The organism is Geotalea daltonii FRC-32 (assembly GCF_000022265.1).
Taxonomy (GTDB): domain Bacteria; phylum Desulfobacterota; class Desulfuromonadia; order Geobacterales; family Geobacteraceae; genus Geotalea; species Geotalea daltonii.
This window is the reverse complement of record NC_011979.1, coordinates 3,564,138-3,588,276: the sequence shown is the minus strand read 5'-3', so window position 1 is coordinate 3,588,276 and position 24,139 is coordinate 3,564,138. Positions and strand designations below refer to the sequence as shown.

Sequence of the window (24,139 nt, the reverse complement as noted above, 5' to 3'; positions counted from 1 at the left end):
ATTTTTTCTGTTGAACCAGTCCTGCGATTCCCTGGCAATATCCGCCGGCATGAATAAGGTCATTCCCCGTACAGGGCCTTTTCCACTTCCGGCAGCTCCAGGGACCGGAGTGTCTCCCGTAAGGGACGCCCGGTGATTTCGTCCCATCCCATGGCCCGGTAGTAGTCCTTCTTCGCGTCATCCCACGCCAGGACATTGCCGCTGTATGCGTTGGGGCCGGTGGTAAGCGGAGGATTTCCCCGCGCCCGCTCGGGCATGCGGATCTCGGCAACCTCCAGCCCTTCCCGGATATTGAAGGCATGACGGACGGTCTTGATCCGCTGACCGACCAGCAGGTAATCGTCGAAGGTCTTGCGCCAGCCGGTAGTGGCGTTGAGCCACTCCACCAGCGGCGGCGCCGGTCCCAGATAGAAGCCGAAGTTGCAGAGCCCGGCCCCGTTGATGATGTCCTCCGCACAGCTGGCCCCCCGCAGGCGTTCCCCCTGTTTCTCGTGGTCGTCATCGACCGGCTTTTCATAGCGGCTCTTCAGGCGGAACTTGTCGAACAGCCTGTTCTTGGGATGGTCAGAATGCTTGTACTGGTCCCAACCGGCAAAGGTGGCGGTATGACGGCCGGGGGTCGGTTCCGTTTCGTATCCCACACCGAGATCGAGCCCGCCGCTGGTGCTGCGGGAATCGTGCATGGGCAGTTCCTGGCCGTGCACGTGCATGGGCGCCGCCAGCTCCTCGCCACCGAAGTGCTCGGCGCTCTTTTTTACCCCGTTGGCCAGGATGGCGCCGATCCCCTCGCCGGCGACGATCTTCTGCACCAGGGCGACCAGCGCTCCATGGTTGCCCCAGGTAAGCTCCAGCCCGTCGGTGTCTTCCTGCGTCAGAATGCCCTTGGCGTAAGCCTCGAAGGCCCAGTTGACGGTGGTGGCGCAGCTGATGGTGTCGATGCCGGCCCGGTTCAAGAGCTCGTTGACCATGAAGATGCTTTCGATGTTGTCGTTGAGCAATTGGGCGCCGAAGCCGCAGATGGTCTCGTACTCCGGGCGGTGCGTTTCCTTCAGCAGTGGTTCGTCCGGGATCATGCAGAGACCGCCGCAGCCGAAGGGGCAGCCGTAGCAATGGTATTTGCGGGTTTCATACCGGGTGACGGAGAAGAGATCGATCTTGTTGGCCTTTTCCGCCGGGAAATCCGCCGGTACCCCCTGCCAGTTCAGGAGCGGCGAGTCCCCCGAGGTGGTGGAATCGGTGAGGGTGCCGGCAGTACCGGCCTGCTTCATCTTCTTGCCGAAATCGTTGAGGTCGGTTTCCAGGCTAGTGAGAAACTGGGTGGTATGCTGCCAGACCGCAGCCTCGTCATGGCAGCCGGTCTGGTGGTCTCCCCTGAGACAGACCGCCTTCAGGTTCTTCGAGCCCATCAGGGCACCCAGACCGCTGCGGGCTGCAAGCCGTCCCTTGCCGTTGACGACACCGGCGATCAGCGAGCGCCGTTCGCCTCCCGCGCCGATGCAGGCGGCCCGGAAATCGTCGCCATGTACCGCCCTGAGGCGATTTTCGGTCTCGACCGCATCCAGTATTCCCCAGAGCGCCGAGGCATCCCGCAACTCCATCTTCTTCCCGTCGATCAGCAGATAGACCGGTTTCTCGCTCTTGCCGATAAAAAAGATGCCGTCGAAGCCGCTTTCTTTAATGGCCGGAGCCAGGTCGCCGCCACAGTTGGCATCGCCCCAGGTCCCGGTTAACGGGCTCTTGCCGGCCAGCATCCACCGCCCGTTGAAGATGGCCCGGCCGTTGGTCAAGAGCCCGCTCATCATGGCCAGGATGTTGTCCGGGTGAAAGGCGGACAGCCTCGGCTTCTGCCGGTCGAAGATGACCTTCGCCGCCAGGCCGTAGCCGCCGAGGAACTGCTCGTAGAGGGCATCGTCAAGGTGCTCGGTGTGAAAGGTTCCCTTGCTTAGATCGACCCAGAGAATGCGTCCCATATAACCTTTGCTCATCGGGCACCTCCCCCGGCTGTAACCGGGCGGTTGATGTAGTTTTCCTGCTGGTCCAGTGACATGGTGATGAAGGGGGCTTGCCAACCACCGACCCGGACGTTGATGGCGGAATATTCCTCAAGCTTGCGCACCGCCTCCGTCTGGTCCGACATCTTTGACGCAGCCCAGGAAAGTTCGTAGATTGTCTGGTAGACGGCGCTGTTGCCGATGGCCAGGGTCATCATATTCCCCTTGTTGGCGATGAACTGCTCCATGATCCCCCGGATCACCTCCGGGTCATTCTGGCTTTGGTCGAGGCAGAGGTCGGTGATGACCCCCGCGCCTAACCGGTCGAGACCGAGGCCGCTGAACGAGGCGAGCAGGTTGCCGATACCATTTATCTGCGTACCGGGAGGGGGAGTGAAGTTGGGGGCCAGCGGTGCTGCCGCGGCGCGGTCGGCAGAGGCGGCAATGCCGGCTCCCTGGAGGGGATACTGCTCGAAGGTGCCGCAGCCGGCGGTGAACTTGATATTGAACTGGGGGCCGAATTTTTCCTGGAACGATTCGCCGAAGTAGCCGGCAATGTAACGCAGCCGCTTTACCTCGCGCTCTTCTTCGGTCGTCGCAGGCTTCTTGAGGAAGATTCGGTCGGCCATGGACTTGGAACTCATCACCGCATCGAAATAGTCATCCAGGATCCAGCGGGTGACTGCGTTGGCTTCGGGATGATTGGAGCCGAAGAGCGGGCTATTGGTGGCAAAGTCGACCCGGATGGCGTCGTAGGTGCGCTGGGACGCCGGGTTGGTGGTCTGGGGCGAGACGAAGTTGTTGCGGAACGCCTCCAGCACGTCGTCAAGGTGGTACTTGCCCTCGTCGAAGACCCATTTTTTCATGGCGCAGACGGTGTTGACCATGTTCGGTACACCGGTGAGGATGGTGCCGCCGATGTTGTACTCGGCGCCGCCCCAGGCTTTGTCCCGTCCCCGCTCCAGGCAGGTGCCTAGGAAGGCGGAAAAGAGCGGGCAGGGGACCACGTACTCGTCGGTCATGTAGTACTTGTAGAGGCCGAAGGCGGACTGATCGACGAAGAACTGCAGGTGGCCGCGCAGGGATTCCCGCAGCGCTCCATAACTGGCGATCTCGCCGGAGGAGTAGCTCAGCTTGCCGCCGCGGAGGGTGCCGGGGTTGTTGTCCAGGGTCGCCCCCTTATTGAGGGAGCACTCCAGGATGGTCATACCGTTGATCATGCCGAAGGTCCAGTCGCTCTTGCCGTTCAGGATCGGTTCCCAGCAGCCGTCCACGCAGTAGTCGTTGACCACGGCCTTAAGTTCGGCCAGGCGTGCCCGGTCGGTCGGGTCTTCCCCTTCGCAGAAGGCCCGGTACAGAGCGGGGATGAGGACATCGTCGTTGAGGATCGACGGGTTGTTTCCTGTCTCGTGGAGCGATTCTGCCACGGCAAACTTGAGGTTCTCCGGCGAAGAGCTGCCCATGCGGACATAGATGCCGGGGGTAGGAAGGTTGACGTTGCGGTAGGCCCGAAGGATGACGAAGGTGCAGTCGTTGGTGGCATCGCTGCCATCGGGCTTCAGTCCGCCGATGATGACGTTCTGCAGGAAGTTGTTGGCGCCGGCCCGCTGGTCCAGATAATAGGGGTTGACGCCCAGGGCGGCGTTGTAGTCCATGTGGTCCTGCTGCACCAGGTATTCGGTGGTGTAGTTGAGCCGCCACGCCGCCTTGATCAGGAAACACTCGAACAGTTCCACCCCCTTGGCCGGGTCGTACACACCTTTTTCGACTGTGCTCGCCAGGTAGGGGGCCAGCACCTGATCGAGCCGGCCGAGGGAGATGAGATTCATGCTGGCGTGGAGGGCAGTGTGGACGAACCAGATGCTCTGCAGCGCCTCGTGGAAGGTGTCGGCAGGCTCCAGGGGCACTTTGCGGCAGATCCGCTCAATCTCGGCCAGTTCGGCCCGTCGGCGGAGATCGCTCTCCGTTCGCCCCTTATCCCGGGCCAGGTCGGCGAAGCGGCCGGCATACTCGACCACGGCCTCGCTGGCAATGCGCACGGCCCGGTAGAAATCGAGCTTGTTCTGATCGTCCTCGGTAAGCGGCTGCTTGGCCTTGATTTCCGCACTCTTGCTCTCGCAGGTCTCCAGAATGCCGCGGATGCCGTAGCGCACCAGCCGGTCGTAATCGGCAGTGTTATGTCCCAGGAGCGACAGTTCGGTCCGATTGGTGATCCGCGCGGCACGCTTTTCGTCCTCAGTCAGGTAATTGGGAAAAACCTTGCCCAGGCCGTTGGAGCCCATGGGGAGGACACCGACGATCAGCTCACCATCGGCGATGGCATAGGTGCCGGTATGGAGCGAATTGCGCTCGTCGGTCATGGCGCACAGCATGGCCTCGCTGGCCAGGGCGGTGCGGACGATCACCGGCTCCTGGGGAAATTCCTTGCCGACATCGGGAAACATGCTGTTGCGGAACCACTCATCCGCCCGGTTCTTCCGCCCCTGCCGCTTCAGCGCCTCAAGCAGGGCTTTGGTTCTCGGGGTCATTGCTACGGGAAGTGCTCTTTCCATGCAGAATCTCCTTTTATTTCATCTCGATTACTATTGATTATCCGACGGTTACCGTAAAACCCGATGCGGTGAAACGATTGACGGCAGTGGCGACGGCTGCGGCCGTCGGCGTAGCTCTGGTGGCTTCGGGACACGACAGTCCCAAAGCACTGTAATAATGGCCGGAATGGGGATTGAGGGGGAGCAGCTGGATTTCGCTGACGCCGCATTCTTTCATGACGTCGATGGTGACCTCTATTTCCTCTTCAGTGTCGGTATAACCTGCCACCAGCGGTTTCCTGACGACGATACGCGACGGCAGGGACGCAAGGTAATGCAGGTTGCTGCCCCGCATCCCGAAACGGTCGGCGGCCTTTGCTCCGGGGATGTCGGAGCGGAGACCGAACAGCCAGCAATCCACGAGCGCAGCGATCGACTGGTAACACGCCAGGGGCAGGAGCCCGGACGTTTCCACGGTGGTATGGAAGCCGGCATCGCGGGCCAGCCGGAGCAGGTGGGCTACCGCCTCTCCCTGGAGAAGGGCCTCGCCGCCACTCAGGGTCAGCCCACCGATTTTGCGCACCATTTCCAGCTGCGGCTGGATCGTCGCGAACAGCGTCTCCGGCGTGGCCTCCTGGGTCGGCAAGACCAGAGCACTGGCCATCCCACCCGGACGGGAGGCGGGGCAGGCAACCACGCAGGCGCCGCAGCGGCGGCAACGGGCGCTGATATCGGCGGTTTTCGTGGGCAGCGCCCCTCGCAATCCTTCGGGGCAGACCTCCTGACAGCGGTTGCAGGAGAGGCAGAGGTTCTTGAAGAAGAGGATCGGCGACCATTCGAAGCTGGAGTGTGGCGAATGGCACCAGGGGCAGGCAAAGTGACAGCCCTGGAGGAAGACGACGACCCGTGCCCCTGGGCCGTCGTGTTTGGAAAGCCATTCGATGGCGAAATATCTGATGGAAACCGGCGTCATATCAGCGGGCTATTTTCCGGCAGTGCGCCGCTGGGCGTAGCAGAAGGCATCGGCGTTCCGCCACGTTCCCGATGGGAGATCCAGCACCTTCAGCTTTGCCGAGACGCTGTCCCCGTCCACCGTTACCACCATATAGCCATAGGCATTTTCGATGTGCTCGGCGGGTTCGACTCGGGGATCGGCATAGGGTGCGGTGGTTGAAGCGAATGGTGCGCCGCCGTTACCCACCAGCACCTGTTGGAGCAGGCGTCCTTTGGCGTCCGGGATAATCGCCCGGTCGTAGAAATGGTCATGGCCGCAGAAGTAGAGACGGCCGCCGGCATTGCCGATGGCATTCCAGAAGCGATCCCGCGCCGCTCCATAGCAGGCCAGGCAGTCTTTATGCTTCACTGCAAAGGCGGGATAGTGGCCGAAGACGAACAGATGTTCCCGCTTGTTCTTGGCCAGGACCCGGTCGAACCATTTCTGGTCCACCTGGAACTGATCGGTGATCTGGTCGAAACCGATGAACAGGGCATTCTTGTGGGGCAGGGCATAGGTCAGGCCCTTTTGGCTATCGGGGCTGATTTTCTTCAGGTATGGATCGTTGAATACGGACCGGTAGGCGTCCAACAGCTTCGATTCGATGGGTACCCGCTTGCGACAGCTGCTCCAGTCGCTCAAGACTGCGTCCTTGTCCATCTCGTGGTTGCCCCGGACCGGCAAGACCTTTGCACCCGAGTCGTAGACCGGCTTCATGGTCTGCCGCCAGAGCTGGTACTGCTGATCGGCGGGATTGGGGGGTGGTGTCGGCGGCGTACAGGTATAGCCGTTGCCCAGGGCAATGTCCCCCGGCACAAGCACCACATCCACCTTTTCCGCAGCCACCTCCGCAGCCATCTTGCCAAGCACCTCCACATTCACCCCTTGAACGCCACCCCCGGGTACACAGGGGTTGCTGCGATTGTCGCAGAGAACGGCAAACTTCCACGGTGCGGCTTTGGTGGCTCCACCGGGGGTGCCCGAGGTGAACTGGATCACCATGAGCAGGCTGAGGGCGAACAAGCCGGTTCTGAACAAAACTTTTTTACGCATGGACAGCCTCCCTTTGCTGTGAATACCTATAGGTAGCAGGTTTATGTCGTGCGAAACAGAAGTGTGCGGCTAGTGGGTGCGGAATGCCTGGTCCCTGCTGCGCGGTCATGGCATGGCTGGATGAAGTAAGAGGACTTGAAGAGTCAGAATTGGAGGCCGATGTAATGATCAAGGAAATAGACTGACACCTCTGTTGCTCCATGGTAATGCTGCGCAACTGGCACGTTTTACTGCATTAATTAAATCCGGACGAAAAAGACCATAACAAAGTATTCATAAATTGCTACTATGCAAAACGTGCATTTACCCCAAAGAAACACACGCAGAGCGTGCATGGATTGGCAGCTCAACAGGCTTAAAGCCTTTTAAAATAAGATGTTGATTGTTTTGTGTGGCGGGGAGCTCTGAGTGTTATTTTCTGCTAATGAGTGGATTGCGGGGATGACAACGCAATGTTCTCTGCAAGATTTCGAGGGATTTGGGTTCCCGGCAAGGCGCGGCGACGCAGGCCGCAAGCGAGGCGATCCGGGCCGGGTTACGGCTTCTGGAAGAACGTGAAACCAAACTTTCATTGTTTCTAGGCTCACTCACATCTCGGCGAGCCACCAGCTGTTGCGCCGCACCCGTTGACGATCCGCCGGATGCGCCAACGCATCACCGCGGCATCAGCGCGAACACACCCCAGCCCAGGTATTCACGCGTGTAAGCGGCGTAGCGCTCGGGTTCCGAGGTCAGTTTGGCTCGAACATCTTGTGCCAACTCGTCGTCGGGATTGGCTTCAAGCCATCGGCGCATGGTGAGCCATTTGGCCGCCTCGTATCTGTCCCAGCCGTCTTGGTCAGCCAGAACCATTTCAACTACGTCGCAGCCAAGGTGGCCGAAAGACGCGAGAAGTTCTGGAAGCATGAGAAAATCGGAGATTGAGTTGGCAAGACACCCCTTGGCGACATCTTCCGTCGGCGGTAACTGCCGCCAGTAGGGCTCGCCGATGAGGATGATCCCTCCGGTGCGCAGGCTCCGCGCCAGAAGCTCGATAGTGCCGGCGACTCCCCCGGCGATCCAAGTGGCACCGACACAGGCTGCCACACCGGCCTTGTCGTCGGAGACGTAGCCTGTAGCATCGCCATGGATGAACTTGACTTGTTCGGTTACGCCGAGTTCTACAGCACGGAGTTTCGCTTGCTCGGTGAACAACTGGCTCATGTCGATGCCGGTGCCGATGACGCCGTGATCGCGTGCCCAGGTGCACAGCATCTCCCCCGAACCGCTGCCGAGGTCGAGCACGCGGGTCCCCGTTTCCAGACGCAGCGCCGCGCCGAGAGTGGCGAGTTTTTCGGGTGTGAACGGGTTATGGATGCGGTGAGCACTTTCGGTGATGTTGAATATCCGGGGGATGTCCATTTCGGGAAATCTCCTTATGGGTGTGAATTAATTCTTATCATGGATGTCCCCGGAACCCCAACGGCAGCAGGTCGTGTATATAAGGAATAGGGCTATGGTCTTTATTTCAATCATTTAGATATCTCGCACGTTCAGATATGGGTTGTATAACGGCTCGGCCGGTGACCCGACGCAGGTTTAACGCGACCGGGTCCACTGGTCTCGTTGGGAATCCATTTTTATTTTCCCACTTCAAGGGCAGACCCCATTAGTTGACTAACCCGCAGTGCTAATCCGTCCCCTTAAGGCCCCACGTCCCCTTAAGGCCCCCCGCCGACTGGCAGCCCAGCACGGTATGACCAATCAATGGCTGAAAGATCAAGGTCTTGTATCTGTCAAAGAACAGTGGGTGAAGATCCACTACCCGGCTACGGCCCGGTAACTTCAACGAACCGCCCGGTGCGGACCCGCATGCCGGGTGGTGTGGGGGGCTGGGGGGCTAAGACCCCTGGCTACCCGATTGAACCGCGTTCTCTTAAAAAGTGGCTTGATAATTTATGTCTATCTGAAGTTTCGTCACTGCACCAGGCACTACCTCTACAGGGTTGACTCTGCCCTGTCCATCAAACTTGTTAGCATAAAACGCTGAGCCCTCCTTGACAAAAATACTGTAGGTGCCGGGTGAAAGGGTGACTTGAAAGAAACCAGTCTCATCTGATGACGTTTTCGCAACAAGCTCGGAGGGAATGTATGAGTAAAATTCTCCTAAAGAATAGGGCATGACATCACTTATCGTGGTGGCTTTATAGACAAAAATTTCACGAACCACAGGCGTTATGTTACCAGAGGAGTTTGTAGTGCCTGCAACCGATGGCATAAAATTGCCCGTCCAAAACCAGACATTGCCCCATACCCCTTGAGTTGCAGTAACCTTGCTCTCGTTTGTTGGAAGAGAAGAAGTTCCTTGTGCATCAGAAGAACTAGACCCACAGCCAGTTAAAATAAGCCACATAAAGAGTAGCAAGAAGATTAAGTATCCCTTTTTTATTTGCATGACCTCCCTCTCTTTTATCCTTGCTGTTCAACGGCTGAGAGCCGCAGCGGCGGAGCGGCGGAGCGAAGCGGAGACCGTCTGCCGCGCTTTGTTGAAAGTTAGCCTTCTTCTTTGTAGGAGTATTACTTGATCAAGTCGATAGTGCTGTTATCTGTGTCCGCAACATAAAGGTTTAGGCCATCAGTCGAGATACCTAAGGGAAAATTTAAAGGAGATATTGTGGTCAATGAACTGCCATTTACCAAAGTTGTCACAACACCAGTTGCAATTGCGACTTTGCGAATTGAGCCTTGTCTTGAATCAGTTACATAAAGGTTTGTACCGTCAGTTGTGATGCCAAATGGTGCATTGAATTTGGCAGTAGAGCCCGTTCCATCAGCTATGCCACTAACCCCAGCGCTTCCGGCCAAAGTAGTTACCATCCCTGTCGCAATTACGATTTTGCGAATTGTGCTGTTATCAGTGTCGGCGACAAAAAGACTCGTTCCGTCTGTTGTGATTCCGAATACTGTACCGAAAAGGGCCGACGGACCGACCCCATCGGTTGAGCCAGGCGTTCCGGCGCTGCCTGCAAGGGTGGTTACGGCGCCAGTTGCAATTACAACTTTACGAATTGTTCTGTTGCCTGTGTCTGACACATAGAGGTTTGTGCCGTCGGTTGTAATTCCACCTGGTGAATTGAACAGCCCTGCAGGGCCAATCCCATCAGCTGAGCCTGGTATCCCGACACTGCCTGCCAAAGTTGTAACTGTACCAGTCGCAATGACTACTTTACGAATTGTATTGTTGTTTGTGTCAGCGACATAAAGGTTTGTTCCATCGGTGGTAATGGCAAATGGAGCGTTGAACTTAGCCGCAGAGCCTGTTCCATCGGTTGATCCACTCGTTTGGGCAGTACCTGTCCCAACTGTCCCTGCAAGTGTAGTAACTGCACCGGTCGTAATCACTACTTTGCGGATTAAATTATTTCCTGTGTCCGCCACATAGAGGTTAGTACCGTCGGTCGTTATACCGGAGGGAGCATTAAATCGAGCCGCTGAACCGGTTCCATCGGCTGTACCCATTTGCGGTGCCTGACCTGCAAGAACGGATACCGTTCCAGTAAGCGTGAGGAGATTTCCCTGTTTAGCACCGCCCATTTGAATTGTAGAAATGCCATTCTGATTACTGCCGCATCCTCCAAGTGACAAAGCTGAAACAATTGCTGCGGCAAGTGCGGTTCGTATAAAGATTCTCCTCATCATTTCTCCTTTCAACGGGGCTGAGGGTGTGCGGGCTTGGACCGCACTACCCGATGGACGGGAATTCGGGGGACTGGGAATTCGGGGGACGGAATTCGGGGGAGGAATTCGGGGGACACCTTACTTAATTCTCCTGCCCCTTGGGCCTGGCTTTCCGCGCGGGACGGAATTCGGGGGACACCTTACTTAATTCTCCTGCCCCTTGGGCCTGGCTTTCCGCGCGTCAGCATGCGGTCCAGGGCCGACTCCAGTTGATTTACAAAACCGTCTGAACCCAAAGGTCTGCCGGTTCGCTCGTGGCGTCTTATCTTTTCCATCTCTTCATCAGTTGCTGCACTAAGAAAAAGTTTCCAATCCCCAACCATCTCCAGAAGCGGGGCCACCTTTACCAATTGATCATCTGCGCCCGCCATATGCGCTCGTGCGCTGCTCCAGGGCCATAATTCCGGTTCCGGTACAAGGTGGGCTCGTACTGGATTCATTTCTACATATCGGGCCGCTGCTAAAAGATAGGATTCATCCATCGGAAAGGAGGCAAATCTTCCTTGCCAGAGATGCCCTCGCCAATCTTGCCGGAAGTTAACCATCCGACTATATCGCCTGTGTGCTTCTCCAATCCCTCTCCGCAACCCGTCTTCACTCTCCGGCACGGCGATAAGATGCACATGATTAGGCATCAGACAGTATGCCCATATTTCCACACCACACTTCCGGCACCATTCGGCCATGAGATCAATATAGCTCTGGTAGTCCTCATCTCCGAAGAAGGTTGTCAATCGCCGATTGCCACGTTGAGTAACATGGTGAGGGATGCCGGTTGCTATTACGCGAGCGATACGTGCCATGTGCAGAAATTAATTTAATGCTTCTTATAAGTCAAGTGGTAATTAAGTAAGGTGTCCCCGGAATTCGTTGACGCGAGCGATACGTGCCATGTGCAGAAATTAATTTAATGCTTCTTATAAGTCAAGTGGTAATTAAGTAAGGTGTCCCCGGAATTCGTTGCCGGTAATTAAGTAAGGTGTCCCCGGAATTCGTTGCCGGAATTCGTTGGGAATTCGTCGTCCCCGGAATTCGTCAGTCCCCGGAATTCGTCATTAGGTGTCCCCGGAATTCGTCCAAGTAAGGTGTCCCCGGAATTCGTCCCGGAATTCGTCCCATTCTTGACGAAACTAACAGTCGATGTTCTATCGGAAACAGACTCTGGGAAAATATACTGCTGTATCCCTGATTGAAAAACAGTAGAATAAAAAATCAATTCTATGTCAGTAAATCTCTCTGTGCTTTTAACGTTACTAATCCAAGAAAGCACCCCAGCGTATCCTTTAACAAGATAGATTTCTTGCTCTCCGACAAAACCTGACTTTCTCATTTGTACCCCGATGAAGTCTTTTCTATGCTTCCAACGTCGTGGGCGGTGAGCGTGCTTCACCGCTCCATTATTTTTACTTATACCAAGATATATCAGAGATATTTTTTTCAAATAACTTCTGGATGTTATCTTCGATCTTAAAATGTGGGTCCCAACATGTTTTTAATTTGTCTGTGTCAAAAACGCCATCCGTATAAATATCAGGTTCAAAGTCAAAGTAATTTTCAACTAAAGTTCTGAACTCTTCTTTGTTATCGTCTGATAAATATAAACAGACAATCTTTTCAGATATTCTCACCGCGTTCCTTGCATCGGTTCTTAGTCTCCATTCTTCTGAACTATTGAGATTCATTTCTACAATTTTTGATAATTCCTGATTATACTTTTCAACAGCAGCAAGATATTCAGAGAATACCTCTGCCCTTTTTTGTAAAAGCCACGTTTCCCGTTGTGTGTTTCGGTTTAGAAGCTGCCCAATGATACCTCCTATAAAAGCAAATAAGCCTGCAATGAGAGCTGTATTCATTGACCTTACCCCTTCACGGAAAAATCCTTTAGTTCAAGGTGCTGACTCGTTTAAATCATTTATCTCGTAAATGCTCTGTGTCTTTTGCTAGCTTTATCATCTTTTTGGTTTCTTTGTAGAATGTCAGCTTCAGCCCTTTTTTTGTCGGGGTGAAGGTTTTTATTTTTTTTGAAATATTTTCCGGAAGCGCATGCACGTTGTCTGTGTAGTATGATGTGCCGACTTGTTTGAGCAGGCCATCACTTATTAACTTATCGAAATCAATAGGTGTTGCTAAAATGTGAGCCACTTTTGCAACTTCTTTTCTGATCTCTTCAATTTCTTCGGTTTTCATCTGCTCTCCTTTTCCTACGACCAACGGGGTGCCCCCATGACCCGCCCGCCCAGGGTTTTATGGCGGTCGGCGTCCATGGGGCTGGTTGGGAATCGCCTCTATTGATTATCAAGACTTAGTCAGCCTTTTGGGCTAAATCGATATTTTTATCCGGCTCAATACTCAGGCCTTCTTCCTTCTTGAGGCAGTTCAGCTTGTATTGCAGGTAAATAGCGCCAAATATGAAAGTCCAACAAGCGCTGTACCATGATGATGTCTTCCATTGGCTTTCAAGAATTAAGTTCATTCTGCTTCTGATTTTAAAGTTCCAGATGATTTCCAAGACCCAGCTGACGTTTCCTAAATGTTGAAGAATAATTTTAACAGCAGGATGTGGAACAAATATTTTAGTTACGGCAAATGCAGCAATAGCGATTTTCAGCCAAAGGCATGTGGTATACCACTTTTCACTTATCTGGTTTTCAGGCAGAAGTTGATTGATCGCTCTACCGTGGTTACGTCGCCAAAAAAGCAAGTAGATGCCCAACGTAATAATTGCTCCACTGGCGACTTCAAGGGTAGATTCGGATGGGAATTTTTGTAGTTTTTCTTTTCTCATATTTTTTGACCAACGTCCAAAAGCCTGACCGGCGGTTTTTAGACCGGTCTTGGCGCTGGTTGAACCATCTGTTCCTTTCGAACTTCACTTCGAAGGAGAAATCTGGGGACATAGTACGGATTATTCCCATCAGGAGAAATCTGGGGCCATAGTACGGATTATTCCCATCTGGTGGGATTTTTCTGCCGATTAACAACCAAGTGCCAGCCACCACAATCACTACACCAAAAATGTGTGCAACTCAATTGGAAAAATTAAAATCAGTATTGGGTGAGAAGCAAGAGGTGGGAAAAATAAATGGCCGGGCATTGCTGCCCAGCCATGGAAAACGCGGATTAAAATCGAGGTTTTCACCGGCCCGGATTTTCCCCCAGCGCCGCCAGGTACTCCTCCCGGTTCCAGGTGCTGATGCACGATGGCGCCTCATGGTCTGGTTCGCAGAGGTATATTTCGTGTCCGGGATAGCCGGTGATGCGCATGCCGGCTGATCTGAGCAAAGACTCTACGGCGGCGTGATTGGGTATCCACCAGTTGGTGGGATCGCCTGCAAAGCGGTATTCGATGAAGGCCATCTTGGGCCAGCCGGGCTCAAGAAGGGAAGCCCTTTCGTTGATGGGGTGGTCCACCTGCTTGTAGATCTCCTTGCCGGGCATGGCCAGGGTCTGGAAGACCATCATTCCCTTTACCTTCTGGGCGATGATGTCCAGGGCCAGCAGCGGATAGCGCAGATGATAGAAGACACCCATGAAGAGGACCAGATCGTACTCTCCCTTCTCCCGCGCCAAGTCGTAGACCTGCATCTGCCTGAAGGTTACCCTGTCCTGAAGCCCGTATTGCCGGGCCGCCCAGTCGGCCTGCTCCAGGTAGCGCTGGTCAATGTCGATACCGGTCACCTCTGCCCCGCGCCTGGCCAACTCGAAGGTATAAAACCCCGCATTGCAGCCGATATCCAGGGCATGGCAGCCGCTCAAATCCTCCGGTATGAAGGGTGCCAGCTGCAGCCACTTGAATCTGGGGAAATCCCCCAGGAAATGGTCCGGCGCGGTCTGGGTGCCATCCTCGAAGTGCAGGTTGTGGAACCAGGGGGAAAGGGCTTTTATTTTGTCGGAAATACCGTCAGAATCGGCATAGTCCATAATGGGTACCACCTGATAAAGGAAGTTTACTTCTGAATTGTTCACAGCCGGCGATGTAGTTTAAAAGTTCGGTCGCCCTGCGTCCGGCGGTGTGTGACCGGAGCACCCTCTTGCGAGCCCGCTGGCCCATGGCCTGACGGTCCTCATCGGACAACTCCCGCAGATAACCCAGTACCTCTTCGGCTGTGGAGGCCAAAAGGATCTCCTCGCCGGGGATGAAAAACTCCTCGATGCCGGGCCACTGGTCGCTGATGACCGGCACGGCGCAGGCAGCCGCCTCGAACAGGCGGACGCTGGGGGAATAGCCTGCCTGGATCATGTATTTTCTGGTGATATTGAGGGTAAAACGCTGGGCACTATAGAAATCCCGATGCTGCTCCGGGGGGAGATGCTCGATGTGTTTCATGTTGTCCGGCCAGGCGATTCCCGCCGGATACTGGGCGCCGGCGACGACGAAACGTCCTTCTTTCCAAAGGTTGGCGGTTTCGCAGAGCATGCGCTCCAGGGGGGACTGACGATCGGTGCTGTAGGTGCCCAGGTAGCCCAGGTCCCATCTGGCAGGCTGCTGCATGGGGTAATGAACCTCCGGGTCCACCGAGCAATAGAGCGGCACTGCTTCCCGTGCCCCATACTGTTCCCTGATGCGCTCCAGGATCTGCCCGCCGGTAAAGGAAAGGTAGAGACGGTAGATGGGTATCAGTTCGGGGTTGAGGTATTCACAGTCCCCCCGTTCCAGTTTTGCCAGGGTCACCGGCGTGTCGATGTCATAGAAGGCGGTGATGCCCTTGGCCTTGCGTGTCACCCATCTGCCGATTTCGATGCCGTCCGGCACATAGGAGCCGACGATGACACAGTCGGCTTCGATGATCTCTCGTCCGTAGTCACTCAGGAGCAGATCCACCGAGTTATAGAGCACCGTCCGGCAATAGGGGGGGGAGGGGAGATCCCGGCTCGTTGCGTACCACGGCACGTCCCGCTCCAGGAACAGTATCTCATGGCCGAGCTTTGCCAGTTCCCGCACCAGCCCCCGATAGGTTGTGGCATGGCCGTTTCCCCATGAGGATGTTATTGAAAGACCGAAAATGACTATTTTCATGCTGCCCCTCCTGCATATGAGCCCATGCTCGATTCTTCTTCCATAAAAATGGCTTCCACCTGCCTGGCCCGGTGGGCATAGGTATGCTCGGCCCGGACCCTGGCGAAGGCATGCAGGCCGACCATGGATGCTTCCCTGGGGGTCAGGCGTTCCAGAATATCCGCAACTTCTTCCCCCGAGCCGGCTACCAGTATTTCCTTGCCCGGCTCAAAGAACTGCTCGATCCCCTGCCAGCTGTCGGTGATGATGCATGTTCCCGCACCGGCCGCCTCGAAGACCCTGGTGGCGGGTGAAAAGCCGTTCTTCGCCATGCTTTCCCGGCTGATGTTGAGAACAGCCAGCGGGCTGCAGTTGAAGGCGTTGTGACTGGCCGTCCCCAAATGCCCCAGGTAGTCCACATTTCGTGGTCGCTGTTTGTCGTCCCAGCCGCTTCCTGCCAGGAGAAACCTTTTGTGGGGAAGGCTGGCGGCGGTTCTGAGAAAGAATTCCTCCACCCGTTTTTCCCGGTCCGGGAGGCGATTGCCCAAAAAGGCCAGATCGGCACAGAAACGATGGTCGGAGGGGACCGGGTGATGGGTGTCCGGGTCAAGTGCGTTGTAGACCGGGATGCATTCCCTGGCGCCGAAAGAGCCATAGCCGTCAACTACGGGATCGCCGCCGCCATAGGTGAGGATCAGGTCATAGCCGGGAATGAGGCTGCGGAAAGGATCGTGGGGATTGTGACTGATCCGCTCCAGGGTTGCCGGGGCATCCACATCCCAGAAAACGACTTTGTTATCGGCCGTCTTCAGGGAGAGCACCTCTTTCTCCAGGAGCTCGTCAAATACCCCGACGCCGCTGGCCTTGACGACTATATCTGCCCCCATGGCCGCTTCAAGAGAGCGAAAGACACCTTCCTCTGTCGCCGAATAAACCTGTACCTTCGCCCAGGGGGGATCTTCCATGTCCCGGTGCTGCTGCCGATCAAAGGCATCCGGCTCGTAAAAAGTTACCCTGTGGCCCCGTGCATGGAGGGCGCAGATCAGGCCACGGTAATAGGTGGCTGCTCCGTTCCAGTAGGAAGAGACCAGGCTCGACCCGAAAAATGCGATGGAAAAACCTTTCATCCTTTTCCCCCGATTTTCCTGTTCCTGGGCAGGCTGGTGTCCATGCCCAACTCTGTGCAGATGCGCAGCAGCTCATCGACCCTGTGGCTGCAGGTGTGGCGCTCCCTGATGGTCTTCAGGCCATGGTTGACCATCTGTTCGGTCTTCAAAGGCTGGTCCAGGACTGCCTTCATCTGTCTTTCCATGTGGAAGCCGTCCTCGGCATAGAGCAGGTCTTCCCCTGCCGTGAACAGCCTGTCGCAGTCTGACCATGGTGCCGAAATGAGCGGAATGCCGCATGCCAGGGCCTCGAAGGGCCTGATGGTCGGTATGCCGGGCAGGGCGCTGGCATAGGGACGACGCGGTATGTGCATGGTCAGCCGGTACCGGTTGAAGACCTTGGGCACATCGAAATTGGGCAGCCAGCCTCCATACTCAATGCCCGCTTTTTCCAGAAGCTTCAGGGCCTTTTCCGGGTACCTGACCCCATAGACCATCCCCTTCAACTTGAGCCGTTTCACCGGCTCCACAAAGAACTCGCAGATTTCCTCGCTGCGCTCGTCATCTCCCCAGTTGCCGATCCAGACCACATCACCGGCATAATCCATCGGGCTGTGGGGCTGGAAGACCTGGATATCCGCAGCCTCGTGCCAGACCCAGCCCCGCTTGGTCCAGCCGCTTTTCAGGTAGATGTCCCTGATCTTGGTACCATAGGCCAGTACGCCATCGTAGCCCGACAGATCGTAGGCGTTCATGGAATCATAGTCGGTGACCGACCGGTGATGGGTGTCGTGGAACAGGAGGTGGTAATAGCCGTTTCTTTTCCGGTGCTCGCCGATTTTCCTGACAACCTCGTGGTCGTTCCATTCATGGACTATTACCAGGTCGGCCCCCTCAAAAATCTGGTCCAGGTTCAGACGTTCGGCAACATACTGTTTACTGTCCAGTAGCGGGTACATCCTGCGGAACTGCCTGATGGCAATCTCCCCCTGTTCACGCAGGAGATTGGTAAGGCTCCAGCCTTCCTTCGGCTCATAAACTTCCACCTGATGGCCTCTCCCCAGAAGTTCCGTCACTATTCCCCGCAGGAAATGGGCATTGCCGTGATTCCAGTCGGATATTATGGAATGGTAGAACATTACAATACGCATCATGGTTCCTTTCAACTGCTGAAGTTCACGGCTTCATCTGGCGCCTGACGGCGGAGGCCGGAATTCAGGGAAAGATAGGCGGCAAAATATTCCGCTGCCATTTTGTCCGGGTTGAAAAAGCGGCTTCTTTCAAAAGCCTTCTCTGCCATTCTTTCCCGGAGAGTGCGATCCTGACACAGGGACTGGAGAACATCGGCCAGAACATCGGCGTCATCGGGCGGCACAAAGACAGCCGCTCCTTCCCATAATTCGCGCAGGCTCGGAATATCCCCCAGGACCAGGGCGCAGCCTGACAGGGCCGCTTCGAGTACGGTCAGGCCGAAAGGCTCATAACGGGCCGGCAAGGCATATATGGCTGCCGTCGCAAACCAGGGAGCAAGCCTGGCCGGGGGAAGATTTCCCAGGTGGTTGACGTTGTCCAGGAAGGTCGTTTCCCCCTCCGGGTGCTTTTGCTCACCGGCTATGAACACGGGCCAGGGGAGAGAGCCGGCAAGCTCGGCGATGGCGTTGATATTTTTTGCCTCATCCCAGATCCTCCCCACGGAGAGGATGAAATTTATCTTGTTGTCGGGTCGGTACCTTTTCCGGCAGCGTCCATTGTAGATAACCCTGGTATTGGCCAGGGGCAGATAGCTCGTTTCCACGGCATTGAGCATTGCTGCTGTCGGTGCTGCCACAAGGTGAGCCCGTGCCAGGCCCTGCGCCACCCTTTCCCGGTAAGGGCCGAGCCGCTGTGGAATCGGTTCTTTCTTCACTGCTTCCCACCAGGAAATAACGCAGGAATGGGCAACCACCATGCATGGGCAGTTCCAGGGCAGGTCGGCATGGGCATAACCATTCAGGTGCACCAGGTCGGGCTTCAGTTCATCTTCCAGGTTCATCAGCCAGGCACCGCATTTCTCCACATCCTCCCAGGGGTCTTCCATCCATTCCAGGCGATAACTGCTTTCAAAAAGGGTGATATTGTGAATGCGGGCGACCTGGCGCCGTTGTTCCGCCGTGGGGAGGGGGCCCATGGTGGCCAGCGCCACTTCCACGCCGAATTTCGCCAACCCCCTTGCCAGTTCCAGGGAGTAATGCCATACTCCGCCGACGGTGTCTGTGGTCATGAGAATGCGCCGGGGCGCTGCCGAAGCTTCGCTGGAAAGGCCCTGTTGCTGGTTCCAGACGCTGAATCTTTTTCTAGTTGCCGATTTAACGACCATAGGCTGCATCCAGTGCTGCTGCAGTAAACAGCAGATTTTCCGTGGCAGGCGAGAACCCGCCCCCGTTTCTCAATTGTTGCACCCAGGCTACTGAGGCCCTTCCGCCCCAGTCTTCAGGTGGAACGGAGAGTGTTTCCCGTGAGGTTCCGGTGAACCTTTCTGCCGTAAAGTCGTAAAAAGAGCCGTTGATATTGCTGAAGCGGGCTCCACCTTTGGTGCCGAAAAAGGTTGACTCTATCACGGCATCCTGACCTGCCGGGAGGTTCCAGGAGCAGGCGATGCGGACAATGCTGCCGTTTTCAAGCCCCAGGGATGCCACTGCGTAGTCTTCCACCATTCCTGGACCGTTCAGCCTGGTCCCTCCGGCATAGATCGAACTTGAGACAGCCTTGAGCCTTGGAAAATCAAGGACCCACAGGGCCAGGTCTATAAGATGTATCCCCAGGTCCATTAGACAACCGCCGCCGGAAAGGGCGGCATCGTAAAACCAGGGCTTGTCCGGACCATAGGCATTGTGGAAGACGAGATCGGCGGCATAGATGTCGCCAAGCCCGCCGGATTTGGCCAGGCTATTGATTTTTTGGAAGCCATCGGTATATCTGTAGGAGAAATCAACCGACAGGAGCCGGTCTGCCTTGCGGGCTGCGTCTATTACCTGTCCCGTTTCTTCGGCGGTGCGGGCCAGGGGTTTTTGGCAGAAAACTGAAAAACCGGCGTCCAGTGCCTGTATTGCCTGGCTCGAATGGCAGGCGCTTGGAGTGGCAATGACGATGCCATCCAGTTTTTTCATGGACAAAAGATCGTCGAGGGAATCCACAAGTATTGCCTCCGGGGCGATCTTGGCGGCTTGTCGGGCATTTTCCGGCGACCTGTCGGCAATGGCGGTAATTTCCGCCTCGCCGGAACGATGAATGGCTTCCATCCTATGTCTGCCGATCCAGCCTGTGCCGAGAAAGCCGAGTCGCGGCCGGCGGGCGTGGTGCTTAGTCATGCTCTTTCCTTCCTGTGTTTTAGAGGGGGAATTTCCCGGGTGTCCTCTTGAACTACATGCGGATTATTCCCTTGATGAATCCTTCGGGGCGCTCGGTAATTGCGGCGTATGCCTTGTCCAGTTCCCTGAGGCTGAAATCGTGGGTTACCAAATCATCGAGACGGAACAGACCCGATTCTGCAGCCCTGATGCCTTCCCTTATCCCTTCCAGATAGACCTTCCGGTCCCGTTCGTGGGCATTTATCACATCGATGCCCTTCCAGTTCCACTGTTGGAGGTTGACCTGCCGGGGGCCGTCCTGGTGGTATCCGGCTATGACCAGCGTGCCGCGCTCGCCGACAAGTTCTCCCGCCAGGTCCAAGGGCCATTGATGGCCGGTGGCCTCGATGACCCGGTCGCAGCCTTTTCCTCCGGTAATTTTATTCAGGCGGTCGATGATGCCCTGGTGATCATCCAAAGTCACCGATTCGGCGGCGCCATATTTTTTTGCCAGGTCGAGCGATGCCCTCCGTCTGGTTATGGCGACCACGTTGGCTCCCTGGGCTGCTGCGAGCGCTGTAAAAATGATACCGAGAAATCCGGCGCCGATGACCGCCACCGTTTGATCGGCCCGGATCTGGCTGCGCCGGAAGACGTTGACGGCACAGCCGACCGGTTCGCCGGGGAATGCCTTTCCATCCAGGCTGGAGGGCAGCTTTACTGCCGCTTCGGCGGGAACCAGATCGTATTCGGCATAGGCCTGGGACGAAAGAAAGGTCACCCGGTCACCTTCGGCAAAACCCTTGACGCCGTGGCCTGTGGCTTCGACGGTTCCCCAACCTTCATGCCCCGGATTCCCGGGGGGAGCGGGATAGGTGAACCATGGCCTTCCCTGCCACAGGGGCAGATTTGACGGGCATACGCCGCATCCTTCTACCCTGATCAAAAGATCGCCTGAGCCGGGATCGGGTATGGGAATCTCGGTCAGTCCTGCCTGTCCGGGACCGGTAATGATTGCTGCCTGCATGGAATGTATCAAGTCATAGCCTCCACTGCTGCCGAGGGATAAAGGGGGGGATGGGGGTAGTCCCTGGACAGGTTTCTCTTGCCGGTTGTCAGCGAGGCCGACAGCCAGTGGTAAAGCTTTTTCACCCCTTCTTCTACCGAATGGCGGGGTTCCCACCCGGAAACCGCCGAGAACTTGCGTATGTCTGATATGTAGTAGCGCTGATCGCCGGTACGCCAATTACCAAAGCTTACGGAAGGCAGGTCGCCGTGGATTTCCTGGAGAAGCTGGAGAAGCTCAAGGAGACTTGTCGATCTTTCCGGCCCGCCGCCGATATTGAAGGCCTGTCCTTTTATTTCCGGCATCAACTGGCGGGCGAGGAGGAATGCATCCACCAGGTCTTCAACGAAAAGCAGGTCGCGCACCTGACATCCGTCGCCATAGAGACTTATGGGATTGTTGCACAGGGTCTGGATGGCGAAATGGGCAACCCATCCCTGGTCCTCGGTGCCGAACTGGTGGGGGCCATAGATGCAGCTCATACGGAAAACTGCTGCCGCAATGCCGTAAGTGTGGGCGTAATCCAGCACATATTGGTCGACACACCCTTTGGAGCAGCCGTAAGGGCTGAGAAAATTCAGGGGAACATCTTCCCCCATACCGAAAGACTGGAGTGACCGGTCAACCGGCTCGTAGCGCTGGTTGTTCTTTTGTAGCTGCATTCCTTCCATTGCCCCATACACCTTGTTCGTGGAAGTAAACAGCAGGGTCGGGGGTGCGGGGGCCTTCCTGATGGCTTCCAGGAGGGCAAAGGCCCCGGCGGCATTCACGGCAAAGTCGGCTGCGGGATTTTCAATACTGGTGGTAACGGCCACCTGGGCAGAAAAATGGAAGACGTTCTTCGCCTCCGACACTGCCTGCTCCAGCAGAAGGCTGTTGCGGATATCTGCAATTCTCACATCCAGCCTGTCGCCGTATTTTTCCTGCAGCCAGAAAAGATTTTTTTCCACTCCGGGGCGGGAAAGGTTGTCGTAGATGATCACCCGTTCTCCTGCAGCCAGTAGCCGGTCGGCAAGGTTGGTGCCGATAAAGCCGGCGCCGCCGGTAATGAGCACTCCCTTTTGCTTCTCTCCCAGATAGCTTGTCGTGGCTGGAAATCCCTCAGTCACCTGGCGAACGGCTGTAACGCCGCCATTCTCCAGGAGCCGGCATAAAAGCTTCGGCGTCCCGTCAGCCTTCCTCAGGCCGAAGGAGTACTCCCTTTCATCCAGATGGAAGCGGTTGACTGCGGCAAGAGCCGGATCGAGATCATCTGCCCCGTACCAGTAGATTCTGTCGGCTGGCGCCTGAAGAAATTCGAGGAAGACCCCCATCTGCTTCAGTTCGTCATACTGCCAGGTGGAAAATCCCGCTTCCGTAACCCAGATCCGGCAACTGCTCCCCTTGCTTTCCAGTACTTCCCGCACCATGACGATGTTTCTGTCCCATCCCTTCCAGGTGTAATCGAAGATGTCGGGGAAGCCGTGAATGCCGACAATATCTATGTATTCCATGACCCCCAGTTCGAACATGCGGCAGAGCCAGTGACCATCCACGGGGCTCATGCCCCCCAGAATGGTTTTTTTGCCTCGCTGCTTCATCCAGTAAGCGGCACCACCGATCATCTCGCCGAATTTCGTCCAGTGGGGATCAAGGGTCCAGTCCCATTCGCTCAGGTTGTTGGGCTCGTTCCACAGTTCGACATATTCATAGAACCGGCCGAAGCGGCTGGTGAACAGGTCCAGGAAATCTGCGTAATCCTTGTTGCACACAGGGGGAGAGGAGGTTTTCTGCTCGATGCCGATGGAAGGCGGCGTGTAGAGGAAGCAGGGAAGAATCTCCACCTCTGCGGCCAGTCGCGGCATCAACCACTCGTACCAGCTTGTTCCTGCGCTTGTATACCAGTCAGCCCATGACACGCCGGTTCGCAGACGTCCGATGCCGATTTTCTTCATCATGGACAGGACTTTCTCCACCCTACTGAATTCACCGGGCCGGAACCATTCCACCAGGCCAAGATGGTCGGGGAGCGTTTCCCTCATTTTCAGATCTTTGGCCTGAAAACTCATAGGGTCAGCCCCCGGGCGGATAGTTCGGCATGGGCAACCGGGGCATAGTCTTCAGGGATCTGTCCCCGGAGCCATTCTGCCAGCTCCGTCAGCCCTTCCTCGAAACTTACCCGCGGCCGGTAACCAAGCAGATTCTGGGCTGCCGTAATATCGGCAAAGCAGTGCCTGATATCTCCTGCCCGATAATTGTTGGTGATTGCCGGCTTGATCTGCTCGCATTGCAGCAGCTGGGCGAGCTGTTCAAGCACCTCGAGGATGTTGTGGCTCGTACCGCTGCCGACGTTGAACACCTGGCAGGATTCCTGTGGGACTTCAAGGGCAAGCCTGCAGGCCTGGACCACGTCGTAGACGCTGACGAAATCCCGCTGCTGCAACCCGTCCTCAAAGATCAAGGGGCAGTTGCTGTTCAACAGCCTGGAGGCGAATATGGCAAGTACACCAGTGTAAGGATTGGACAGGGATTGCCTGGTACCGAAGACATTGAAAAATCGCAGGGCGACCACTGGAATGTGGTAGGCATTGCCGACGATGATGGACATCTTCTCCTGATCATACTTCGAAAGGGCATAAACCGAGGCCAGGCTCGGATTTTTCGTTTCCGGGGTTGGAACCGGGACCAGGTGCTCCCCTTCATCGTTGTAAAGTTCCCATGTGCCGGTCTTAAGCTGTTCCAGGCAGCGCTGACTGCCATGGTACTCATTTCCCAGGCTGTCATGGTAAAGCCCTTCACCGTATATGCTCATGCTGGATGCAACGACAACCTTTTCGACCCTGCCACTGTGGACGATAGCTTCCATGAGCACTGCCGTGCCGTTATTGTTCACCGACGTATAGCGCTCGATTTCATACATGCTCTGGCCGACACCGACCATTGCGGCAAGATGAAAAACCGCATCCATCCCTTCCAGTGCCTTTTTTACCGCATCGGGATCACGTACATCCCCTTTTATCAGCTCGATTTCACTATCCAGATATTCGGGCCTTCCGGCTGCCGGCCCATGAACCTGGGGGAGAAGGCTGTCAAGTACCCTGACACGGTAGCCGTGCCGGAGCAGTTCGTCCCCCAGGTGCGAACCGATAAAACCGGCTCCACCCGTTACAAGCACGCTGCCACAGGTCATAAAAAATCCTCCTTCAGATTGGCGGTTAGGGATTTTCTGCCTGCCGAAGTTTTTATACCCCCTCCAGAAGCGGGAGGGGGCGAGGGGGAGGGTGAAGCAGAAGGAAGTGATGGTAGAGTTTCACCCCCCCATTCCTGTCCCTCCTCGTAGGGAGGGGCCATTTGTAATGAATTGAAGGTAATTAAAC

Annotated in this window: 21 protein-coding genes and 1 pseudogene; 1 reads left to right on the top strand and 21 read right to left on the bottom strand. The window is 56.0% G+C overall.

Annotated features, from left to right (window positions below):
- Positions 1-59: 59 nt before the first annotated feature.
- Genes GEOB_RS16190 through GEOB_RS16175 form a run of 4 tightly spaced genes read right to left on the bottom strand, consistent with a single transcriptional unit; the run spans position 60 to position 6,569 of the window.
- Positions 60-1,985, bottom strand: coding sequence for an aldehyde ferredoxin oxidoreductase family protein (locus GEOB_RS16190; protein ID WP_012648330.1), 1,926 nt, complete (start codon positions 1,983-1,985; stop codon positions 60-62).
- Positions 1,982-4,543, bottom strand: a complete 2,562-nt coding sequence (locus tag GEOB_RS16185; protein WP_012648329.1) for a pyruvate formate lyase family protein — start codon at positions 4,541-4,543, stop codon at positions 1,982-1,984. The genes GEOB_RS16190 and GEOB_RS16185 overlap by 4 nt, the downstream gene beginning before the upstream one ends.
- 37 nt (positions 4,544-4,580) lie before the next feature.
- Entirely contained in the window at positions 4,581-5,495 is a 915-nt protein-coding gene (locus GEOB_RS16180; protein ID WP_012648328.1) for a 4Fe-4S dicluster domain-containing protein, read from the bottom strand.
- Positions 5,496-5,504: 9 nt separating this feature from the next.
- Entirely contained in the window at positions 5,505-6,569 is a 1,065-nt protein-coding gene (locus GEOB_RS16175; RefSeq protein ID WP_012648327.1) for a metallophosphoesterase family protein, read from the bottom strand.
- Between the two features lie 478 nt (positions 6,570-7,047).
- Between GEOB_RS16175 and GEOB_RS20565 the strand changes: the two genes are divergently transcribed.
- Complete coding sequence (locus GEOB_RS20565) at positions 7,048-7,275, top strand: type II toxin-antitoxin system ParD family antitoxin (RefSeq protein WP_268741656.1); 228 nt, start codon at positions 7,048-7,050, stop codon at positions 7,273-7,275.
- Here GEOB_RS20565 and GEOB_RS16170 read toward each other — a convergent pair.
- The 17 genes and pseudogenes from GEOB_RS16170 to GEOB_RS16090 all read right to left on the bottom strand — a co-directional run bounded on the left by GEOB_RS16170 (position 7,224) and on the right by GEOB_RS16090 (position 23,952).
- Positions 7,224-7,970, bottom strand: coding sequence for an SAM-dependent methyltransferase (locus GEOB_RS16170; protein ID WP_012648326.1), 747 nt, complete (start codon positions 7,968-7,970; stop codon positions 7,224-7,226). The two genes, GEOB_RS20565 and GEOB_RS16170, sit on opposite strands and share 52 nt — an antisense overlap.
- 514 nt (positions 7,971-8,484) lie before the next feature.
- Entirely contained in the window at positions 8,485-9,003 is a 519-nt protein-coding gene (locus tag GEOB_RS16165; protein WP_012648325.1) for a hypothetical protein, read from the bottom strand.
- Between the two features lie 122 nt (positions 9,004-9,125).
- Positions 9,126-10,247, bottom strand: coding sequence for an NHL repeat-containing protein (locus GEOB_RS16160; RefSeq protein WP_154650512.1), 1,122 nt, complete (start codon positions 10,245-10,247; stop codon positions 9,126-9,128).
- Between the two features lie 179 nt (positions 10,248-10,426).
- Positions 10,427-10,657, bottom strand: a complete 231-nt coding sequence (locus GEOB_RS20780; RefSeq protein ID WP_230199061.1) for a hypothetical protein — start codon at positions 10,655-10,657, stop codon at positions 10,427-10,429.
- 78 nt (positions 10,658-10,735) lie between these two features.
- Positions 10,736-11,089, bottom strand: a pseudogene (locus GEOB_RS20775) (transposase); the annotation flags it as partial.
- 600 nt (positions 11,090-11,689) lie between these two features.
- Complete coding sequence (locus GEOB_RS16145) at positions 11,690-12,142, bottom strand: hypothetical protein (protein ID WP_012648322.1); 453 nt, start codon at positions 12,140-12,142, stop codon at positions 11,690-11,692.
- Between the two features lie 55 nt (positions 12,143-12,197).
- The gene (locus tag GEOB_RS16140) at positions 12,198-12,476 is read right to left on the bottom strand and encodes a hypothetical protein (RefSeq protein WP_012648321.1); all 279 of its coding nucleotides are present in this window, start codon (positions 12,474-12,476) and stop codon (positions 12,198-12,200) included.
- 115 nt (positions 12,477-12,591) lie between these two features.
- Positions 12,592-13,074, bottom strand: a complete 483-nt coding sequence (locus tag GEOB_RS16135; protein ID WP_012648320.1) for a DUF4234 domain-containing protein — start codon at positions 13,072-13,074, stop codon at positions 12,592-12,594.
- A gap of 350 nt (positions 13,075-13,424) precedes the next feature.
- The gene (locus GEOB_RS16130; RefSeq protein WP_012648319.1) at positions 13,425-14,210 is read right to left on the bottom strand and encodes a TIGR04290 family methyltransferase; all 786 of its coding nucleotides are present in this window, start codon (positions 14,208-14,210) and stop codon (positions 13,425-13,427) included.
- The gene (locus GEOB_RS16125) at positions 14,191-15,306 is read right to left on the bottom strand and encodes a CgeB family protein (RefSeq protein ID WP_012648318.1); all 1,116 of its coding nucleotides are present in this window, start codon (positions 15,304-15,306) and stop codon (positions 14,191-14,193) included. The genes GEOB_RS16130 and GEOB_RS16125 overlap by 20 nt, the downstream gene beginning before the upstream one ends.
- Positions 15,303-16,412 carry a CgeB family protein gene (locus GEOB_RS16120; protein ID WP_012648317.1) on the bottom strand — a complete coding sequence of 370 codons (1,110 nt, stop codon included), beginning with the start codon at positions 16,410-16,412 and terminating at the stop codon, positions 15,303-15,305. The genes GEOB_RS16125 and GEOB_RS16120 overlap by 4 nt, the downstream gene beginning before the upstream one ends.
- A complete protein-coding gene (locus tag GEOB_RS16115) occupies positions 16,409-17,545 on the bottom strand; it encodes a CgeB family protein (protein ID WP_230198972.1) in 1,137 nt (378 codons plus the stop codon). Before GEOB_RS16115 ends, GEOB_RS16120 begins: the two co-directional genes overlap by 4 nt.
- 8 nt (positions 17,546-17,553) lie before the next feature.
- Complete coding sequence (locus GEOB_RS16110; RefSeq protein ID WP_230198971.1) at positions 17,554-18,756, bottom strand: glycosyltransferase family 4 protein; 1,203 nt, start codon at positions 18,754-18,756, stop codon at positions 17,554-17,556.
- The gene (locus tag GEOB_RS16105; RefSeq protein WP_012648314.1) at positions 18,737-19,738 is read right to left on the bottom strand and encodes a Gfo/Idh/MocA family protein; all 1,002 of its coding nucleotides are present in this window, start codon (positions 19,736-19,738) and stop codon (positions 18,737-18,739) included. The genes GEOB_RS16110 and GEOB_RS16105 overlap by 20 nt, the downstream gene beginning before the upstream one ends.
- Before the next feature lie 52 nt (positions 19,739-19,790).
- Positions 19,791-20,756: an MDR/zinc-dependent alcohol dehydrogenase-like family protein gene (locus tag GEOB_RS16100; protein WP_012648313.1), complete on the bottom strand. Its 966-nt coding sequence runs from the start codon at positions 20,754-20,756 to the stop codon at positions 19,791-19,793.
- Complete coding sequence (locus GEOB_RS16095) at positions 20,753-22,831, bottom strand: NAD-dependent epimerase/dehydratase family protein (protein WP_012648312.1); 2,079 nt, start codon at positions 22,829-22,831, stop codon at positions 20,753-20,755. The genes GEOB_RS16100 and GEOB_RS16095 overlap by 4 nt, the downstream gene beginning before the upstream one ends.
- Positions 22,828-23,952, bottom strand: a complete 1,125-nt coding sequence (locus GEOB_RS16090) for an SDR family NAD(P)-dependent oxidoreductase (protein ID WP_012648311.1) — start codon at positions 23,950-23,952, stop codon at positions 22,828-22,830. Before GEOB_RS16090 ends, GEOB_RS16095 begins: the two co-directional genes overlap by 4 nt.
- Between the last annotated feature and the right edge of the window lie 187 nt (positions 23,953-24,139).